The sequence below is a fragment of the Pseudomonadota bacterium genome, assembly GCA_026390555.1.
Lineage (GTDB): Bacteria > Bdellovibrionota_C > UBA2361 > UBA2361 > OMII01 > OMII01.
Genome location: JAPLFS010000035.1, coordinates 70,709 through 90,869, shown reverse-complemented (window position 1 = coordinate 90,869; position 20,161 = coordinate 70,709). Strand labels below are relative to the sequence as shown.

Here is a 20,161-nt window from a genome sequence, read left to right as displayed (position 1 = left end):
TAGAACAGCTTATTAATGGCTCCAATCCAGAATTACCTTACCTGATTTACCCGACTCCATAACTTCAAAGCCTTTTTCAAATTCAGTATAGTGATAGCGATGAGTAATAACTGGCTTAATTTCAAGTCCGCTCTCTAACATGACTGACATTTTATACCAGGTCTCATACATCTCGCGGCCATAAATTCCTTTAATGGTGAGCATATTGAAGACCACTAAATTCCAGTCGATTGCTATTTCTTCAGAGGGAATGCCGAGCAGTGCAATTTTTCCTCCATGACACATATTAGCAAGCATATTCTTAAATGCGGAGGGACTGCCTGACATTTCAAGTCCAACGTCAAACCCTTCCTTCATACGAAGTTGTTTTTGCACCTCTGCGATGGTCCCAGCGTTGACATTGAGCGCAACTGTCGCCCCCATTTTTCGGGCTAGATCCAGTCTATACTCGTTGATATCTGTAATCACAATAAAACGTGCGCCAGCATGTTTTGCAATTGCGACGGCCATAAGTCCAATCGGTCCTGCTCCAGTAATTAGTACATCTTCTCCTAACAGATCAAAACTGAGCGCTGTATGAACTGCATTTCCAAATGGATCAAATATAGAGGCCACATCTAGATCAATATCAGCTCTATGCTGCCATACGTTGCTAAATGGAATCGCTACATATTCAGCAAAGGCTCCCGGTCTATTTACACCGACGCCCGATGTGTCACTACAAAGATGGCGGCGGCCTGCTAGGCAGTTTCGGCAGCGACCACAGACCACATGACCTTCACCACTAACTATCTGCCCTTTTCGAAAATCATTTACGTTAGAGCCAACTTCAACAATCTCGCCAACAAATTCATGCCCAACAACCATTGGTACCGGAATAGTTCGCTGAGCCCAGGCATCCCACTTGTAGATATGAAGATCCGTTCCGCAAATACCTGTGCGATCTACCTTAATCAGTACGTCATTAATTCCATACTGAGGTTCCGGTACATCTTCTAACCAGAGACCGCGCTCTTGTTTTCGTTTGACTAATGCCTTCATTAATTTCACTCCCAAGAGAAGATAGTAAAATAGTTTATAAACGACTTTAAATCACAGCACACTACCCTAATTAAGGATAGGAAGCGGATAGTTAATTGCGAAGCTTTAATCCTCTTGCAGCAATTGTCCCCACAATTGTCATGGCTAAGTATAAATCCGGTGTTATGATTTCCTTGGGTCAAGGCAAAGAGTATCTTTGTATCAACGACAGAGCACTACGCATATGGTATGGAAAATAATAAGTTCGTTATCTTGGATTAGCTACGGCCTATCAATTTATTTTTATTACTCTGATAGCGAAAAAATATGGGCGCCTTCTGTAGTTTTTTTTTGCCCAGCTCTAAATTGGTAGAAACAAGCTCTGGGGCTAGAATACTACCTCTACTTCTTGCTCTATCTCCTGCGCTGTTAGCAATTCCAACGGCATACTTTATTTCGTTTTAAATCTACAGTAACTAACTACTCAGTCCGTTTTGTTCTGAGCTCCTCACTCGAGAGCTACGGGTCGGCTGCCAATCTCTGTACTTACGAGCAGCGGCGCGAGTTCCCCGGATGGTAGGGAATTTGGAACTTCGGCATCGCACAAGAGCCCGTGGCTCGACTCTTACTCTGCTTCGCTGTGGATGCTTACACGCTTCATAGCACGCCAAAAACGCTCAATTTAACTCTGCCGCTCCATATTCGTATGCCATACCGCAATCTCTCTAGTTCATATCTGTGGCATCATCCAGCCCCAAGGTAGCGCTAACAAATCATCTCCAAGAAGACGACCGTTATCTCCCCCATGCAATACCACTGAACGCTTAAGCACCTTTTTTTTCTTAAGCGCGTCTTTGAAGGCCGCTAGACCTTTAGCATCTGATGGCCTGACAGATTCAGCAGTTTTAAGCTCTAACGCTACGAGCTCCCCATCATGCTCTAAAATAAAATCTACTTCGTTGTTGTTTTTGTCTCGCCAAAAATAAAGACGTCTCTTATCTGGATTTGTTGCCCTCCAAACCTGGAGTGTTTGGAAAATCGCTTGCTCAAGCCAGAAGCCGACATCATCACGTCTTTTCAAAGATGCTCTGTCGGTAATTCCAGCCAGTGCGGCCGCTAACCCACAATCTGCCCATAGTAACTTAGGTGATTTAACCATCGTTGTAGTTAAATTTGATGCGTAAGGAAGAAGCCTTGAAAGCAGACAACCAGTCTCAAGAAGATTAAGGTAGCGATGGGCAGTTGGATGACTTAGAGCCGCGTCTCTGGCTAAATCTGCCTGATTGATAATTTTTCCTGTCCTTTGAGCGGCTATTCGCATAAGACGTTGAAAGTCTGAAAGGCTAGAAACTGCACTTAACTGACGCAAATCTCTTTCAAGATAAGTTTGTGTATAGGCAGAAAACCAAATCGCTCTTTCTTCATCAGAGTCGATTTCAATTGCAGATGGGAAGCCGCCTCTTAGCAACCATTTCGGAAAGTCCCCCTTCCCTTCCGGCCAATCTTTTCTATTATCAAAATCATCTTCAAAAAGTTTATCAAGCGGTGTTAGAGGCTCTTTTTTTTCTAGCCATTCAACTGGGCAAAATGGAGGAAGATCAAAGTAAACTGCTCTACCAGCTAACGACTCTGAAACACCTTTCATAAGAAGAAGATTAGCTGATCCAGTTAAGAGAAAGTCCCCTGACTTGCGTGATTTATCAACTGCCTTTTTGATGGCTGTTAGTAGTGCCGGAGCCCTTTGCACTTCATCAATCGTTACTGGCCTCTGTGTTAAAAGCGTTTCAGGTGACTTTTCTGCTTGTTCTAGAATCCCTAAATCATCTAGCGTAAAATATGGAATATTGGGATCGAGTGATTGTACAAGAGTTGTTTTCCCGGTTTGTCTGGCACCAGTAATTACAACTACTGGCATGACACGTCTTGCGAGTTTGAGTTTGGTAGTTAAAAGACGTGGCTTAAAGGATTTCATATAGTGAAATAAATCATTTCATGATATGAAATGCAAGTAAATTCTGATAATTAGAGCACTTTTTCGTACTCATTTCTGTCTACCGAGCCCGCTTTATTGAGAATCCAACCTAGTTCTAAGGCCTTTTATGGCAGGGCATAAGCGCCGGTACCCAACCGACCGTGAAAGGAATTGCCTACCCGAGTATTATACCTAAGCCGTTCTAGAGAACGGCGTTCCCAGCGCTTCGCCTACTGCAAAGCTCAACAGACGCCACAATTTGCTACTACCTGCCTTCTAACATTTCAAACCCTTAGCAAAGCTTTAAAATAGCCCTGCCCTTCGCACCTTTCCTACTGCCAGTATCTCATAATAGGGATATACTTAGAGGGGTTCCCCCTCTGTAGGCGTTATTAGGCACTTCTAGGGGGTGGCAACTTTAAGCGTGCGCCTATGACACCAACTAAGCATAACGTCACCTTTGTCACATTTTATCTTGATCCGCATAACACACAGCGACCGCTTGGCGGCGATCCGTTAGCAATTGACGGCTTCGATCATATCGAGATCTTTACGGAGTCTGCAAAGCAGAGCGCCTTCTTTCTATCGCACGCGTTCGGATTCCTGCCGGTCGCATATCGTGGGCCGGAAACAGGGTGGCGTGACTCCGTTAGCATCGTCCTTAAACAGGGAGAGACCTTACTGCAACTCACCTGCCCCCTGCAATCTACGAGCCCGATCGCCTCACACGTATACACGCACGGATTTTCTGCTAAGGATATCGCCTTTAAAGTTCCACACTGTGAAGCTATATATTATGAAGCCGTCAAGCGCGGCGCAGTATCTGAATCTCCACCCTCTGAATGGCGAGACGATCATGGCAGAATAATTCACGCTTCGATCCGTACCTATGGAGACACGATCCACTCCTTTGTCGAAAGAAAGACATACAACGGCCCGTATTGGCCCGGCTTCGCTCCGTATAGCCAGATATTCCCCCGTGATATCGCAATTGAAGAGAGCGGCATTAAGATACTCGACCATGTGGTGGGTAATGTAGAGTTGGGCAAGATGGATCATTGGATCAAGTTCTATGAGAATACCCTCGGGTTCTCTCAACTCCAACACTTCTCTGATAAAGATATTTCAACCGAATATTCCGCCCTGATGTCCAAGGTTCTTAACGGTGGAGGGGGCAAGATTAAGCTCCCCATTAATGAACCGGCGCAGGGAAAGCGCAAATCCCAGATAGATGAGTACCTTGAATTTAATAGCGGGCCTGGGGTGCAGCATATCGCTTTTGCAACCGATGATATCCTCTCTGTAGTAACGAAACTACGAGCTCGTGGAGTGCGTTTCCTCTTCGTGCCCAAAAACTACTATGAGGAGATTCCACAGCGTATTGGGACAATCAAGGAGGACCTTGCAAAGATCAAAGAGTTAGGGGTCCTTGTTGACCGTGATGAGGATGGATATCTCCTCCAGATCTTCACCAAAACTTTACAAGATCGACCAACAATGTTCTTTGAAATTATTCAACGCGAGGGCTCAAACGGTTTTGGTGCGGGAAACTTTAAAGCGCTCTTCGAAGCGATCGAACGGGATCAGGCCGAACGAGGGAATCTATGATCCTAGCCTCAATCCGCAGTAAGGTTCCCGGCCTAGAGCTGGATGGGCAGCTCGTAATCATTCATCCAAATCGCTTAACAGTAGCGATTCTGCCAGATGTCCAGTTCTCTTCCTTAAGACAAGCGCTTGAATCGTGGGGCTCCTCTAGCGCGAAGCTGCAAAATATAGATGCCCAACTGCGCGCCGGATATTGGTCACATACCGTATCAACTGAGCAGGTTGTATTTTGCGCACCGCTGCCCCGTAGCTGGACCCTCCTCGATGGTAGCGCCTATGTGCAACATATAAAGCTGGTGCGAAAGGCTCGCAATGCTGAGCTGCCAGAGGATCTCCTTACGATCCCCCTTATGTATCAAGGTGCCAGCGAGGGCCTACTGTCACCTTTTGACGACATACCGTTACTTGATCCAGCTTATGGAGTTGATTTTGAATCAGAGGTTGCAATCATTACCGATGCAGTTCCGCAAGGAACTACTGCCCCAGAGGCTTTGCAACACATTAAGCTTATCATGCTAATGAACGATATAAGCCTTCGTGAGCTTATCCCTAGGGAGTTGTCGACAGGATTCGGCTTCTTTCACGGCAAACCCCCCTCCTCTTTTTCGCCCTTCGTCGTTACACCGGAGGAGCTCAAAGATACTTGGCGCGATGGCAGGGTTCATCTGCCCCTTGAAACCTATCTAAATAACGAGCTCTTCGGCTCTCCTAATGCCGGTGAGATGCACTTCTCCTTTCTGCAATTGATTGAACACGCAACTAAGACTCGAGCTCTCGGCGCAGGCACTATTATCGGAAGCGGTACGGTCTCAAACACAGATGCCTCGTTAGGCTCAAGTTGCATAGTTGAGCGGCGCATGCTTGAGAAGATTAACTCTGGAACGATAACGACCCCCTACCTAAAAGATGGGGACCGTATCAAGATCTCAATGAGTCTCAGGGAGACCAATATCTTTGGCTCAATCGATCAAGTGGTACGGCAGATAAAGAGATGATAGCGATCGATAGAACACTCACACTAGATATAATGCTTGAGCGACTCTTCGACTATGCTGGTATGTTTCCACCCGCCTCGCGCTCCTTCGCAGAAGCCCTACGGGAAAGCGCAGATCTCTCCTCGACGCTAGAACGACCGTGGCTAGTGGCATGCGATCTAGTGTTAGATACTCAACATGCTCGTAACTTACTCGATATAAAGCTGAGTGACTGTGATTTTAAAAGCTATGGCTTTAAAAGCACGCTTACTATCTGCCTACTCGCAACCGAGGAGCACGCGGAGGTAATTAATGTGGCTCAGAGGCTCTCGGTACCCCCCCCCTCTGGAGATATAAATTGTCGAATCTCCTCGATTGAAGCGAAGGTAACCCCAGCCTCTTTAACAGGCACGCTCGCAGCATTCAAAGATTACACCAGCACTAATCAGATACTTCTTGCTCTTGAACCCGACCTTTCGACCGATTCGTGGCGCTCAACGTTAAAAGAAACCATACGCGAGATCTCTAAGCTAGGGAGTAATGTCGCTCTTAAATGTCGTTGTAGCGGGCCGGCCGGCATCGAAGCGCCAACCCTCGCTCAGGCGATTATCGAATCAGCCGATGCTAAGATCTCCCTCAAGGTAACCGGAGGACTTCATCATCCGATAGTAGATCAGGCGCGAAACCCCTATCCTATCGGGTTCCTGAACCTTGCGGCCGCAGTCATGTTTAGACGGACCCTTGGGGCAAAAGCCCCACTTGAAATACTGATTGAACTTTTACAAAATAGCTCAATGGAGGCTTTCTCCTTTGCATCTGGATTGCTCTTTAAAGATCTACAGATCTCCAAAGAGCAGTTGCTACAGGCACGCTCTCAGGCGCACCTCTCTATCGGTAGTTGTAGCCTCTCTGAACCGGACAACGATCTGATCCATTATCTCTACTAGCTCCAGAAAAAGTATGGGAACTCCCTATCGCTCCATAATTGCAGAGATCTTTCATCCAACCCATGACTTTGCACTCGCTGATATAGCGAGCTCTGCTCAAGGGTAGCTTTAACACCTTTATTCAGCTCGTTAAGCTGCTTTGCAGCCACACTCCTTTCAGCATCACAGGATGCTGCATGCAACAGCCCTAGCAACTCTCGGCGCTCGCTTATACGAAAAAGAAGCCCCTGCTCCTCTTCAGAGCTAAAGAGCCCTTGCCCTAGAAATTTTTCAGTATGTGAGACGATCTCCTTAAAGTGTTGCTTTAGTTCAATCGCTTGCGAGATCTCCTCTACTTTTTCTGGAAATAGATGTCGTGTGCGACTCGCCACAACAAAGCTCGGCAGTGAATGTCCAAGGTATCGCAGCGCAAATTCATCCACGAACCGATCGTACCTGGCTCCTCCAAGTCCATGAATAAAGAGCTCCGAGCAGTATCCCCGCAAAAGCAGGGTAACTATACCACCGCGTGGAGCGAGGGTCTCTCCATTCGCCAACTCGAACGGCTCGCCCCCTTTGAGTACGATAGGATATCGCCCAGCTCTATCAACTCTCCAGAGTGGGAGCTCTATCGTAGAGCCGTCAATCTTCATATTTGGAAAGGGATTAGCCCCATTTTTTATCTTATGGCTCAATCTATATGCATCAAGGGTCTGATTATATGTTGCAGCACACCTTGCCCCATCCTTAACTATCGCAAGAAGCCAGCGCTGCACCGCCGGTAGTGCGCTAATAACAGAGAGTGGTATCTCTAATGGCAGATATCCGGTGATAGATCGCCGCACGATTGAATTAGCAACGCTAATCGGCTCGCCAGCAAGCGCTAGGTAAAGTTTCTCTACCTGCCCAACACTGAGCGCTGCCTTATCTAACTTAGCCTCTCTTAAATCACCTTTAATGCGACCAAACAGCTCTATAAGTTGCGGCTTCGCTGCAACCTGCTGCTCTATAAACAACGCCCCCTCGCCTCTAACCAGGCTACCCTGCTGAATAGCTAGCTCTCCATTTCTAATTAGAGGCCACGTTACCTTTCCGGCATCTCCTGCGTCTGTATCTATAATTACATTAACGGGAGTAGCAGAGAGATTATCTGCGGCCTGTACAAGCAACTGCTCTTTAATCAATAAGCCTGAATGGTAGATAATGGGCTGATGCCCCGTCATTATAACGGCGCTATCAGGCCTATCGTCATTGGGTATAGGGGCGATCTGGATGCCGCTCTTTAAGGCACGTATTACAAGCTCCGCTGTATAGCGCTGCGCTTTCACAAACACCTCGCTACGGATCTCCTGCCTCGCTAGCTGGTTAAATCCCTCAAGCATGCTCAGGTTAGCCGACAATATCTCGCTCCACTCACCATACGGAGGTTCAATAGTGTCTTTAATATCCTGATAATCGCCGCTCATAAGTTAAAGATTGACCCGCTTTGATCAAGACGCAGCGCCTCGCGTGATACGAACGGCTCCCCTGCTGCAACACCGATCTGATCTCCCCAATAAAGTGCCTCTCTCCGGATTTCGCTTATCCGTCCTATGTTTTTAGTATTATCATAAAACTGCGATCTGTATGCGTTAAGTGCTGTAATCTTCTGTTCAATAAACGGCGAGATATCATAGATAAACGAGGGAGAAACACGCACCTTAAGATGAGTTGAAAAAAAGTAGAGCTGCTTTTTAGGATACCATGGCTCATGCGGTATCTCGCTCTTAACGAACTTTGAGTAAAAGCGGGCCGCATCAACCAGGGCGCTAGCCTGAACGTGATCTGGATGTGCATCCTCCCAGTAGGGTGCAAAGAGCAGCGTTGGTCGAACCTCTCGGATAACTGCGGCAATCGCATTCCTGTTGTCTACTGTATCGAAGATCTCCCTGTTTTTGATTCCGAGCGTGCGCCGCTCTACTACTCCAAGCACCTGCGAGGCCTCCCTTGTTTCACGCGCTCGAATTTCAGGGGAACCAAACGGAGTAGGCTCACCATCGGTAAGGTCTAGCACTACTATACGCACTCCCTGAGAGATAAGCGCCGCTATGGTTCCACCCATCGCAATCTCTGCATCATCTGGATGCGGCGCAATAACTAAGGCTATATGCTCCATATCTTTCGCTCCCTGCTGATCGTGTCCAGGTAAAATTGCATCCTAACATCAGGATTATCAAGCCCATTTCCAAATCTTCTATCCGGATCGTCGTAAATACGAGAGACAGGCCGCTCTGTAACACGGAGTCCGAAATGTTTTGCCTGCAACCAGAGCTGTAGCGGCATAGCGTAACCCATTTCAGATAATTGCAACTTTGCAAGCTCAGCTACCCTGTACGCTTTAAAGCCACAAAAAGCATCTGTCAGTGAAAATCCGGTTATTTCATTAACAAGTGCCGTGATCTTCGTGTTGATCTCACGCCGATCGGTCGGTGCCGATTCATTTCCCTCGATCTCGTGCAGATATCTACTACCTGAGACCACATCCCAGCCTATCGCCTCTTCAAAAAATTCAGGGATCCAGTCGGGTCGATGCTGCCCATCCGAGTCCATAGTAATTACGTAATCATATCCAGCTCTGATTACTTCAGAGAATCCACGTAGCAAGGTAGCTCCATATCCACGGTTTTCAGGCTGCATAATAATACGGGTATTGGAGCTCTCTAGCTCTCGTAAGAGTTGCGGCGAGCAATCTATCGAACCATCATCAACAAAAAGCACATCGCCCTCGTAGATCTCTCGCAGACGCCCCAAGAGACCCTGCAGGTGCTCCTCTTCATTATAAACAGGAATAAGAACTATCTGACGCATACTAGTCGTTATGACGCGTGCGCAGGAAAGGCGAAACTCTGAGCATAAGGTGCGCACGCTCGAAATATTCAACCCACTCATTTAGCTCTAAAGCTAGCTCATCCGCTGGAGGTAGTACAATGCCCGCATCACACGCAGCGCCAAGCTCATTCTGAGCCTTGCGGCGATATACAGAGAGGGTGCGATCTGATGCACGGCTCACCTCAAACATATCCTCCGAGAGTACAATGGTCGCCGGAACACGTGCAGCACCATGAATTCGCAGCTCATCTCTAAGCTCTACATTACTCTGATTATCAACGAACCTGAGATCGATCTTTGGGGTTACCGCACTTATAGCAGCCAGCATCGGGCACTGCCGAGCGCAATCACCACACCACGTGCCAGCCAAGACCAACACATTTAACGTGCGAGTAAAGTGTGATAATAGCTTATGTTGAGCCGCACTAAGCGCAACCTGCTCCCGGTACCTAGCCCAGCGCTCTCTATGGGCGGGCTCTGCCTGCGCTATAAATCGGTCAAACGAAAGAGCTTGCTCAAACGAGCGCCTCCAAAGTTCCATCCTCTGATCAAAAAGCTGTAATGCTGCCATATGTGCCTCCTATGAATGCTAGTTAGCATTCCCCTTCTCTTACAAGTTGTCAAAGGGGGTGGACAGAGGAGATCTAAATGCTAGATATAATCGAGAATAGTGAGCCTTAGCACCTTAGCAGTTACGGCATAAGAGGCCTGTAAGGCGGTCTGTGCCTGCGCCAGGTTAGCAGCGGACTCGGTCTCATCGGCATCCTGGATACGGGAGAGCACCTCAAGGGCGCTATTTTTAGTAAGACTAAGAAGCGATTCCCCGGTCTCAAGTCGTCGCAATCTTCCTCCAACACTAACACGCTCTGGCAGAATATCGTTGTCTCTCGACACGTTGAGCTGATTGATAGAGCTAAGAATAGCTGCCGTCTGGGTCTGATAGTCGGTCGGAAATGTGTAAGCTACCCCACCACCATCTGGCGTTCCGGAGCTAGGCGTAGTGCTGTATCCAGCAAGAGAACGACCCAACCGCTCTAGAGCCTCAATCGCACCTCCAAAAACCTTATTGGCCGGAGTGTTCATAGCTATCGAAAGGTCATCGGTAACATTCAAGGTGTTAATTGTAGCGGTACCTAACTCAGCATCAAAAACGTAGCGGGTCTGGGCTGGGCCACTGCTTGGCTCGGTATATGCGGCCACATCATAGGGCGGATCGTCGTCATCCGCTCCTCCATAAACAAAACGACTCTGATAGGTAGAATTGGCCAAACTCGCCATATGATCACGGATCTGATAGACCTCTTCCGCCAGATGTGCTCGGGCCGTATTATTGACCGATCCATTCGCTCCCTGCTGGGCGATCTCCTTGGCACGCACAAGCAGATCGCTAGCCTGACTTAATACATCGTCCTGAAAGGTAAGAAAACTCTTGGTGCGTTGAATCGTGGTCGTGTAAGAATCGATCTTATCAAGGGTATGCTTATAGCGGGCGATGGTACCAGCATCCACTGAATCACTAGGTAACGCAGCCTTAACTCCGCTTGCTACTTGATTGGCGAAGGTGTTCACCCGTTTTTTATTCTCAATTGTGCGTGAAACTAGTTGGCGCTGCGCCTGTGTTTCTGAGATTCGTGTCATATAAGGCTCACTATCTGATCTAGTAATTCACCCGCTGTCTTAATCATACGCGCAGAGGCCTGAAAGGCTTTCTGGTACTTAATAAGATTCGCAAACTCCTCATCTAAACTGACTGCAGAGAACTCATCACGCTTATTTGAAGCGCTCAACAGATTTGCATCAGAAACCTGCACCGCAAGTTGCGCGGCAGCCTTGGCATTTCCTACATAGCTGACAGAGGAGTTATAGAGCTCCTCCATGGTGCCGGAAAACGAAAAGTTTCCAAGTGCAAAGGCAGATGATGTGCTGCGTAACGCCGCAACCGCCGCCGCATTCTGCCCGTCCCCCGGCGGAAAGACCTTAGACCCACTAGCCGGATCGTTATCACGAGCCGCTGCGAACTCCGCTGGATTCGTAAAGCCTAGCTTTATTAGGCTCGAAAAATTGCTTATCAATGGGGTGGTGCTCGTCAGGTCACTCAACGATGGGATTCCATCACCATCAACATCCTTAACCCCTGAAAAATCAAAGTCAAAGAGCCCGAATACCCCGGGGGAGTTTCCATTTAGGTCGCCTGCGTTCGATTGGAATCCTGCCGTTACGGTATCTTCATCAACCCCAAGATAGGTCTGATTAGCCTTTGTAAGAAGACCGCGTGTTAACGCTTCAATGCGTGATGCCATTGAAACCAGGTCCCCTTCGGCCTCGAATGGGGAGGTGTTTAAAGGGTCGGTCGTTCCCCTCATTTGTAGGATACCTGCCAACGTACCGGAACCATTCTTAAGTAGTTGTGTGAGATCAAGATGCGAGGGAGCAGTTGCTGAGCCGAAATCATAGGTCACATAACCAAGCACCTCACCCGATAGCGAGCGTGGCAGTGTGCTTGCAGCGAAGCTAGGGGCGCTTGTTGCCGTAAGGTTGCGCGAGGTCTCCTGATTTACAAGGGGAAATCCGTTGTCCAGATAGCAATTGAGCATTCCATTGGCGGTTTCTAGGGTCGTAAAGGAAAGTTTTTCAGATAACTTAGTAAGTACTGTATCGCGCTGGTCGCGTTCGTCGATTGCTATTACACCAGCAGCCTCTCGTTGGGTGATTAAACCGTTAAGTTGTGCAATCTGTGTTGTAAAGGAGTTCACCGTATTAATCTCAAGTGGAACACGGTGATTAAGCTCAGATTGTGCTCCGGCGATCGTTGCATACGTAGAGTGAATATTGGCGATCAGGTCCTCTCCCCGTTGCATCAAGTTGATGCGCAGATCAACGTTGGATGGATTAATGCCAACCTGATTAACAGCAGAGTAGAAATTATTAAGTGCAGAACCTACTGTCGACTGCGGGCCATCAAGCGCAAAGGAGACCTCAACCCTTGAGAGATAATCGTTACGCACATCTGCTTGACCTTTTTTACTCGAAGCAGAACGTAGCTGGCTCTCTAGGAACTCATCGGTATAACGCTTAATATTACCAAGCTGTACTCCACTGCCTATCTGCAGGATATTGCCGATATTAGCGACATCCACCCGGCTTTCAATCTCAACCTGCCTGCGGGTATAGCCGGGGGTATTAACGTTAGCGATATTATTGGAGCTATTCGCAATAAGGGCTTGCTGCGCAGTCAGAGAGCTGATGGAACTGCCTAGTATCTTTGCTCCAAAATTCGTCATAGCGTCGATCAATCCTATAGCGGCAAAAGATGCCGCACACCGGGGCTTAACAGCATAATGAGCAAGGTACGTGCCCAACCTAGCTACGGGGGATTAGCTATTGCGACGGGAAAGATCTGCTGCGGAGACCCGTTTATCAGAGGAGCGACGCGGGGGCGTACTTCTGTACCTGATCTGGGATCTCAAGGGAGAAGGTAGCTAGCTTCTCTCGTAGGTAGTCTATATCGAGCTCCTTTACGTGCCCCAGGAGCTCTTTTAAGTCATCTAGATCCTTAAAACGGTCAGGAGAGTTTCGTACTGAGAAGCATTTTGCGACGATAAGATCCTCAGGTGTAATGACCGGGACGAATGCAAAACCAAGATCAATCAGGTTTGCTTGAGCTCTTTCAACAGCTACCTTCACCCAGGGCAGCTCAGGAAGCAGGACATCGATCATTCCCGTCACTTCGTTCGCTAGTGGAGTGGAGGTAATCATGCAAATTGACCTTCGCGCAGGCTCCTGTTTGCCCCTCGGAATGAAACCGACTATTGGCGTAAGCCCGACCGCCTTTATCGCCCGTTCTGCAACTGCGCGCGAGTTTTTTTCAAGGTCCGCTACAAGAGCGAAGTCCACATCCTTTGTGAACCGTTCTTGCACGCGATATAAACTGGCTGCGTGTCCGCCGACTAGACAGTAGGCGCAAGGCTCTTTGTTGAGCGCTTTCACCATTAGTTTGAGCGCTTTGAGGGGCGTTAGGCTCATTTTTCTTTGGCCTTTTTGTAGAACGAATACAATTCATCCATGCCTGCGAGTCTTGAAGCCGCATGTTTAGAGTAGCGCGGCGCACGTTGCCGAACGAGGTTTATCTCATGTATGGCAAAAAATACCTTTAGGCACTCAAATTCCTGCGCTGTTATTGAGAGGCGAAAGCATCGTCGATTTTTTTCGCGCACCTCCTTCAGCACGCCGGATTGCTGTAGGCGCCGAATAATATCCGATACTCCTGAAGGGGATAGCTCGTACTGAGCCGCTAGATCCCGCAGGTGCCGAGGGCGAGGGCTGGTCAGCAGTCCCCGCAGGATCTTCATAGTCGGTTGGTCCGACAGGTGAGAAATTACCGAGTTCAGCATCCCTCAAAGTGTACGATTTTTCGAACATATATTCAAGGACTATTCGAGTAATGTGTTGATATGGTGTAACTAAGCACTGCGATTATAAAGTTTCTGAGTCGTCTGATTATTTTGCATAGTCTGTCAGTTGTAGCTCCAGATTAGCTTTGTTAGCCTAGCAGAAGAGTGCAAGTGGGCGCGCGAAAAGAATCATATCAGCTAATTAGGGGGAGTGAATTGATCTTCCTTAACTAGCCTAATTTTCTTTGCACGTTCTGCATCTGCTCAATCTCAAGTTCCTGTTGCCGTGGGCAGTACATACCGACACCTTAAAGCTTTGGTGGCCAAACTCACCTGTTTCATGAGTTTGTTTTTAAGAAGGTTAGCGATTTCTGCTTTGCTTTTAGTGGTTTCCACTGCAGCGATCTCGAGTGCTCACGCCGATTCAAAAACTGCTGGTCGAGTAGCGTGCAACTCGTTTTTGGCGTTCGTACACACTTCGGGTGTTAAAAATGCTCTTTCTACATTAACAGGACTGGAGGCAGCGCAGAACGAGTACCAACTTGGTGATAATAAAAGTGATCTAGGCGCTGTATGCAAAAGTAGCCGGGATGTCTTTAAGATGAGCATAAAAGACTTAGTGCCCAGAAAATGCCCAGTAAGGGAGTCTCATGATAGTGTGTCAACAAGATATTTTCAAAAAGTTATTGCGAAATGTACTGTGCCGAATGGAGCGCAACTCTTCCGAAAATGTCTCAAGACTACAAGCTCGCTCATGAGCGCTCCAAACTTTAGCGCGCCAAACTTTCCTCTCACGTGTTCGGTTGCCTCGGATATAATCAAAAGCGGAATATCACTTGATTTGCAACTCGATACAGAGCCGGTTTGTAAAGAATTAAAAACAGCCTGTCCGTTGCTTTTTGAACAGATCAAGTATGCAGGACTGTCTTGGAGTTTATAGAGATGAACTTTGGGATAGCTGGCGAAGCTCTGAAGTCTGATAGCCCCTCTGCCCTCATGATGTCTTTGATTGTAAAGTGACCCCATGCCACTGGTCTTCGCTTTAATAATCTTCGCCTACTTACCAATTATCAATTGAGTAATTGCACTGCATGCCGCTGGGTGTTACTGATATTGTCATGAAAACTACCCTCATCGTTATCCTCTGTATTCTCTCTGGTTGTGCTGCCTCGACGACAGACGTGTCGCCGCCGACTTCTGGGCAGCCGTCTCCGGGTATCAGCCAGTCTGATGTGCGAGCCCTGCTCCTTGCCGGCAACAAACGGTTCGTAGATGGGGCAACTGAGTCTCACTCTTGGCAGCAGGAGAAGGTCGTCAAGACCGGCACCTACGGGCAGATCCCGTCGATCGGCGTACTCGGGTGCGCAGATTCTCGCATCCCGGTCGAGATCGTTTTCGACGTGGGTGTCGGCGACCTATTCGTAAATCGTGTTGCGGGCGGCTTTGAGACCAAGGAATCGAGCGCGACATTCGAGTACGGCGTGGAAGCTCTGGGCGTGCACACGATCCTCGTGCTCGGTCACACTAAGTGTGGGGCGGTTGCCGCGACCCTTAGCGGCAAGGATCTGCCCGGCAACATGAACCTCCTTGTGAAAGCGATTCGGCCTGGCCTCGCGCATTTGGAGAAGGGAGCACCAGGACACTCCTCAGAGGCCCTGCTCGACGCCGCCGTCGAGGCCAATACTCGCTTTCAGATGAAGCAGGTCCTCAACACCAGCGACCTTCTGCGTGCGGCGCACGCACAAGGCAGGCTACAGGTATTCGGTGCGATCTACGACGTCGATACCGGCAAGGTACGCTTACTCGACTGAGGGCAATTGAAAGATACGGGGCTCCCAGCAGCTTAAACAAATTAGAACAAATTGGTACGTGGGGATCCCTACGGCCACGAAAAAGATCGTCCGCCTAATTCCTTATATATTTCTAGGATAATCTGCTGCGGGAGCTACGCTTCGCCCAGAAGTGAGCCATTACGAGGAGGTGCGGGCTGAACTCCCTGTGTAATTGAGCCAAAGGCGTTGTAGACCCTGCTGACCGGCTGACTCGCCGACCACAGTAATGAAAGCTCTCCGTTCACCAATCCCAGTGAATAGCTCAGGATCTGGTTAAACTCCTTGCTCTTGGCCTCAACCTGTTTGATCTTTGCGCGAATCTTTTCGATTAGCGCCATCAAGCGCTTCTTGTCACCGGCGGAACACCCCTGCTCTATAACCTCAGAGGCACGGAAGGAATCATCGCCAATAGTTGTTGCTATAAACTTAGTTCGTTCCTCTTTGAGCTGCGCAATGCGATCTACGATCTCTCCCCGTGCTGCCCCAAGCAACACAACCTTGTCGGAATCAAGCTTAATAACAGCCTGTTGCTCATGTTCAAGGAGTTCTAGATATCGGTCGTACTCAAGTAACTCAGCAGAAAGAAGCTTTTCAATAGATCTTACCGCGTTAATATCAAGTTTCATCAGAATTATTCAGCGTCGTTTAGTGCCCCTGCACTTAGTAGAATTTCAAGGGAGAGCTCCTCACCAACAGCTTGCGCGATAACTTCAGATGGAGGGGCGTAGGTCCCGTTCTTAATCTGCTCCTTAAGAGTTTCGATCTTGGCGCGCCGCTCATCTGCCATCTTTGCCGGACTAAGCTCGGACTTAAGTAGCGCGCTGAGGGGTGAGAACTGCATCGTATCTTCTGCCTTCGTACGTTGCGACGCAGAGTTATTATCGGCCTGTGCCGCTGCTGCCTGACCCTTAGGAGTTGCCACCCTCTCGGTACTAGCACCCTGAATTCGATTAAACGTCGCGTCGCTAGCCTCTGATCCCGGTACCTTCATAATTCATCCTATTGCAGAAAAATGGTCCTTCCTGTGGACACTACCATAATAACCAGCCACCCCAGTTTGCTTCGCAAACTCGCCCCTTAATAGGGGCAAACGCATACGGGCCTGACATGGTTAATAGTTACTACCTACCATCTAAGATGCCAAATACTTCTAAAAGGTTACTTATTTTTACTTAACTTATTAATATCTTTAGATATTACATCCTTAATACCAATTCCAGTACCCTCTGAGACGGACTTCGCTATGGCCTCATTCAACATATCTCTGTACATCCCCTCCTCACTACTACCCGTCAGCAACTCGCCCTTTGGAACCGTACTCCACATCGACTTCAACATCTCTTGCAACAACAGCGCTTCAAACTGCTCCGCTGCTAACTTAGGATTCTGAGTATCAGGCAACGGCTTCTGTGCCCGACCTACATCAGTAACACCAAATGCCTTATTTGATAGCTTAACCGCATCCATATAATTACATCACCACAAGTTCAGCATTAAGGGCCCCAGCAGCCTTTAACGCGGTAAAGATAGCTATTAGATCTCTCGGCGTAGCTCCGATGGCGTTAAGCGCCTTAACTAGATCTCCCAAAGTAACCTCGCCCCCCACTATCCTAAGAGATTCCACCTCCTCTCCTACGTTTATATCAACGTTAGAAACCTGTGCCGTCTGACCTCCCGCCAGTGCGTTAGGTTGAACAACCTGATTCTCAGTTCTAATTGAGATATTCAGGTTACCATGCGCAAGGGCGACTTTATTAATAGTTACCTTCTCGCCCATGATAATAGTTCCGGTGCGCTCATTTACAATAATCCGCGCGCCGAGATCCTGCTCAATCTCAACCTGCTCCAGAGCTGCAATCAGTCCGACCGGATTTACTCTGGCCTCTACATCGATCGGAACCTCTACGGCCGCTGAATCTATAGCAACCGCTGCGGGCTTCCCAATACGACGATTAAGTGCTGCAACAACGCGCGTCATAGTTGTAAAATCTGGCGTGCGTAATACGATCCGAATCTTATTGGATTGAAAAAGATCAAACGGAATCGCTCTCTCTACCAAGGCCCCCTGCGGAATCGTACCTACAGTAGGATGGTTTTTCTGTGCCGAATCTCCCCCCCCTGACACGGCAAAGCCACCGAGATCGATCGGCCCCTGGGCGACAGCGTAGGTATTACCATCACCACCCTTTAACGGCGTAATTAGCAGGATGCCCCCCTGCAAGCTCTTGGCATCACCCATCGAGGAGACCGTTATGTTTACCTTCGAACCTGGTCGCGCAAAAGGTGGTAACTCAGAGGTCACCATAACGGATGCAACGTTCTTGACCTTAATAAGGATTGGATCAGTTCTTATCCCCATCTTCTCCAACATGTTGGACATACTCTTTAGGGTAAAATCAATCTTGCCATCACCGGTTCCGTTTAGACCAACCACTATACCGTAGCCGAGCAACTGGTTACCTCGCACCCCCTCGACATCAGCAATATCCTTAAGCCGCGCGCACTGCCCCAGCTCGGCTATACCCAGAGTGAGCAGCAGAGCTATAATCAAGACTAACTTTCTCATACCGTTATCCATAAATTACTCGCATAAATGCGCCACTTACCCAGAGACCCATTAAAAAGGCCATGCTAGTCGCATAAACCTCGCCATCCAGCCACCATACTGCGCCTCACCTACGGTGCCCTTACCGTAGTAATCAATTCTCATCTGCGCGATCTTCGAAGAGTTAACCTCGTTATCCGAGGTGATATCCCGTTGGCGCACCAATCCGGATATCACCATCACCTGCTCCTCGTTATTAACCGAGATAATCTTCTCTCCCTCAACCCGCAACAGCCCCGATGGCAGAACCTCAACGACAACTGCTGAGATACGTGCTGTTAATTCAGCCTGTCGATTAGTATTACCCTCTCCCTTAAAATCGTTCTTAGTTGAGGCCGAGATTAAACTGGAGAGGTCCGGTGGGTATGTCCAGTTTTGAGTCTTCGCCTCCAGTCCAAAAAAGTTCTGTATCGCTGCTAACACCTCACTCTTTGACTTAACCTCCGTATCAGCATCGTGACGCCCCATCGAACGCTCTGTCACGGCTATAGTGATTAGGTCCATCGACTGCCAGGCTCTAAAATCACGAAACATCTCGTTACCGACCCGACTCTCGCGCCATAGCGAGGCGGTCATCCCCGGATCCCCCGCTTCAAGTGGGCTCTTATAGAGCACTGGCATCTGTTCTGAACTGTGTATTACCCTAACACCATCTGGCAAAGTTGCAGCACCCGCCATCTGAACACCCTGCACCGTTGGAATAGTCTGCTCAGCTTTAATCTGCGGAACGCCGATTTGCGCACGTGGCAAGGGTGAATTTGCTAGTCGGAGCTGTGCGCGACCATCCGCTGTTTTCTCCTCATATACCGCCCCTTGCCACGCCAAGCCCCCACGCGATATTGCGCTGCTTGTATCTGAAGCATACTTCATAGCTGGCACGTATGGCTCCGCCTTTTGGTTAGCTGCACAGCCAAAGCTTCCTAGAAATAATCCTACTACCAGGATCGATCTTTTATCGGTTACGCGCATAATTAATAAGCTCCTACCACTACAAGCCCCGCTTGCTCTATCTTTCCAGTTATAATCTTCTTAGATGATTCGTTTCTAACCTTTATATCCTGGCCGATGATCCCAGACTCAAGTGCGACTCCGGTGGCCGTAACTTCCAGTCGCCCGGTGCGAACAAGTAACGTAATGCGCGCACCCGCCGTAATAGCGGGGGGCACCTGCAATGCGCTAGCGCGAAACATCTCTCCCTGACCGATATCACTACTAATACTATGCCCGATAACATCACCGATATTCTCAACAGAGTCGCGTCTAATGGCGATATCCCCTACCTTGCTTAACTGCACGTCACCGGCCTCAACAACTGCTCCACGCTTAAGTGGCTTCATCGCTACCGGCATAAGGCGCCACTCATCAGCTAATGCACGTAGCTGAAAACGGGCCTCCTCTAGCCCCTCAACGCTGCGATAATCCACGCCGATATGCCCAGGCTGTGTAGTCTTAAGCGCCACTACCTCTATCCCCATACTATCGGTGGGTATGCGCACCGGCTTTTCAATAACCAAGCGCTTTACCTCGATCTGTCTACCGCTCTTCCCAAGGAAGCTCGCTAGTGCTCCCTCTAGTTCCGTCAATCCAACCTCGCGAAAGGCTCTCGTTACTGTAATTTCGCGTGGAAGTGTATAACGCAACGTGTCGACTGAGATCCCAGCATTACGGATACGTTCAATAACCGTTGTTCCCTCAATGCGAGAGCTGTCTCCCGCTTTCGGGCTAGTTGCAACCTCGATCCTCTTTAAGCGCCCTATCTGCTCATCGTCTTCAATACGTACTGAGTCGATCTGAGCGATATCAGCGAGCCGTACCACTGGCTCTGCTACAACCACCTCAGAACGCCCCTGAATACTAATAGAGTAGGCGTGATTGCTGAGCGGCAGATCGGCCTGCACTATTGAGCACCATACCCCCGAGCAAAACAGTACCCCTACTATCCATAGGGCTGAACTTAGTAGTTTCATC

20 protein-coding genes are annotated in these 20,161 nt (G+C 48.7%); 4 read left to right on the top strand and 16 right to left on the bottom strand.

Features of this window, described 5'->3' with window-relative positions; genetic code table 11:
• Positions 1-12: 12 nt before the first annotated feature.
• Both tdh and NTV65_05220 read right to left on the bottom strand, forming a co-directional pair.
• Complete coding sequence (gene tdh / locus NTV65_05225) at positions 13-1,041, bottom strand: L-threonine 3-dehydrogenase (protein MCX6114605.1); 1,029 nt, start codon at positions 1,039-1,041, stop codon at positions 13-15.
• Positions 1,042-1,750: 709 nt separating this feature from the next.
• Entirely contained in the window at positions 1,751-2,935 is a 1,185-nt protein-coding gene (locus NTV65_05220) for an ATP-binding protein (GenBank protein ID MCX6114604.1), read from the bottom strand.
• Positions 2,936-3,424: 489 nt separating this feature from the next.
• Between NTV65_05220 and hppD the strand changes: the two genes are divergently transcribed.
• Genes hppD through NTV65_05205 form a run of 3 tightly spaced genes read left to right on the top strand, consistent with a single transcriptional unit; the run spans position 3,425 to position 6,518 of the window.
• Positions 3,425-4,600, top strand: coding sequence for a 4-hydroxyphenylpyruvate dioxygenase (gene hppD, locus NTV65_05215; protein ID MCX6114603.1), 1,176 nt, complete (start codon positions 3,425-3,427; stop codon positions 4,598-4,600).
• Positions 4,597-5,592: a fumarylacetoacetate hydrolase family protein gene (locus NTV65_05210; GenBank protein ID MCX6114602.1), complete on the top strand. Its 996-nt coding sequence runs from the start codon at positions 4,597-4,599 to the stop codon at positions 5,590-5,592. The genes hppD and NTV65_05210 overlap by 4 nt, the downstream gene beginning before the upstream one ends.
• Complete coding sequence (locus tag NTV65_05205) at positions 5,589-6,518, top strand: hypothetical protein (protein ID MCX6114601.1); 930 nt, start codon at positions 5,589-5,591, stop codon at positions 6,516-6,518. The genes NTV65_05210 and NTV65_05205 overlap by 4 nt, the downstream gene beginning before the upstream one ends.
• On the opposite strand, the gene NTV65_05200 is transcribed toward NTV65_05205, so the two are convergent.
• The 8 genes from NTV65_05200 to NTV65_05165 form a co-directional block, all read right to left on the bottom strand.
• Positions 6,515-7,963 carry a hypothetical protein gene (locus tag NTV65_05200; protein ID MCX6114600.1) on the bottom strand — a complete coding sequence of 483 codons (1,449 nt, stop codon included), beginning with the start codon at positions 7,961-7,963 and terminating at the stop codon, positions 6,515-6,517. The genes NTV65_05205 and NTV65_05200 overlap by 4 nt on opposite strands.
• Positions 7,960-8,652, bottom strand: a complete 693-nt coding sequence (gene bshB1 / locus NTV65_05195) for a bacillithiol biosynthesis deacetylase BshB1 (protein ID MCX6114599.1) — start codon at positions 8,650-8,652, stop codon at positions 7,960-7,962. Before bshB1 ends, NTV65_05200 begins: the two co-directional genes overlap by 4 nt.
• Complete coding sequence (locus NTV65_05190; GenBank protein ID MCX6114598.1) at positions 8,640-9,344, bottom strand: glycosyltransferase family 2 protein; 705 nt, start codon at positions 9,342-9,344, stop codon at positions 8,640-8,642. Before NTV65_05190 ends, bshB1 begins: the two co-directional genes overlap by 13 nt.
• Position 9,345: 1 nt before the next feature.
• Entirely contained in the window at positions 9,346-9,936 is a 591-nt protein-coding gene (locus tag NTV65_05185; protein MCX6114597.1) for a thioredoxin family protein, read from the bottom strand.
• An 80-nt stretch (positions 9,937-10,016) separates the two neighbouring features.
• A complete protein-coding gene (locus NTV65_05180) occupies positions 10,017-11,003 on the bottom strand; it encodes a flagellin (GenBank protein MCX6114596.1) in 987 nt (328 codons plus the stop codon).
• Entirely contained in the window at positions 11,000-12,646 is a 1,647-nt protein-coding gene (flgK, locus tag NTV65_05175) for a flagellar hook-associated protein FlgK (protein ID MCX6114595.1), read from the bottom strand. Before flgK ends, NTV65_05180 begins: the two co-directional genes overlap by 4 nt.
• 136 nt (positions 12,647-12,782) lie before the next feature.
• Positions 12,783-13,388, bottom strand: a complete 606-nt coding sequence (locus tag NTV65_05170) for a nucleotidyl transferase AbiEii/AbiGii toxin family protein (GenBank protein MCX6114594.1) — start codon at positions 13,386-13,388, stop codon at positions 12,783-12,785.
• The gene (locus NTV65_05165) at positions 13,385-13,714 is read right to left on the bottom strand and encodes a winged helix-turn-helix domain-containing protein (GenBank protein MCX6114593.1); all 330 of its coding nucleotides are present in this window, start codon (positions 13,712-13,714) and stop codon (positions 13,385-13,387) included. The genes NTV65_05170 and NTV65_05165 overlap by 4 nt, the downstream gene beginning before the upstream one ends.
• A gap of 1,133 nt (positions 13,715-14,847) precedes the next feature.
• Here NTV65_05165 and NTV65_05160 point away from each other — a divergent pair.
• Positions 14,848-15,567, top strand: a complete 720-nt coding sequence (locus NTV65_05160; GenBank protein MCX6114592.1) for a carbonic anhydrase — start codon at positions 14,848-14,850, stop codon at positions 15,565-15,567.
• A 134-nt stretch (positions 15,568-15,701) separates the two neighbouring features.
• On the opposite strand, the gene flgN is transcribed toward NTV65_05160, so the two are convergent.
• The 6 genes from flgN to flgA form a co-directional block, all read right to left on the bottom strand.
• On the bottom strand, positions 15,702-16,214 hold the full coding sequence (gene flgN, locus NTV65_05155) for a flagellar export chaperone FlgN (protein ID MCX6114591.1): 513 nt from the start codon (positions 16,212-16,214) through the stop codon (positions 15,702-15,704).
• A gap of 5 nt (positions 16,215-16,219) precedes the next feature.
• Positions 16,220-16,579, bottom strand: coding sequence for a flagellar biosynthesis anti-sigma factor FlgM (locus tag NTV65_05150; GenBank protein MCX6114590.1), 360 nt, complete (start codon positions 16,577-16,579; stop codon positions 16,220-16,222).
• A 167-nt stretch (positions 16,580-16,746) separates the two neighbouring features.
• Entirely contained in the window at positions 16,747-17,055 is a 309-nt protein-coding gene (locus NTV65_05145) for a rod-binding protein (GenBank protein ID MCX6114589.1), read from the bottom strand.
• A gap of 4 nt (positions 17,056-17,059) precedes the next feature.
• Entirely contained in the window at positions 17,060-18,154 is a 1,095-nt protein-coding gene (locus NTV65_05140; protein ID MCX6114588.1) for a flagellar basal body P-ring protein FlgI, read from the bottom strand.
• Between the two features lie 51 nt (positions 18,155-18,205).
• On the bottom strand, positions 18,206-19,162 hold the full coding sequence (locus NTV65_05135) for a flagellar basal body L-ring protein FlgH (protein MCX6114587.1): 957 nt from the start codon (positions 19,160-19,162) through the stop codon (positions 18,206-18,208).
• A gap of 2 nt (positions 19,163-19,164) precedes the next feature.
• A complete protein-coding gene (gene flgA / locus NTV65_05130) occupies positions 19,165-20,160 on the bottom strand; it encodes a flagellar basal body P-ring formation chaperone FlgA (protein ID MCX6114586.1) in 996 nt (331 codons plus the stop codon).
• Position 20,161 lies beyond the last annotated feature (1 nt).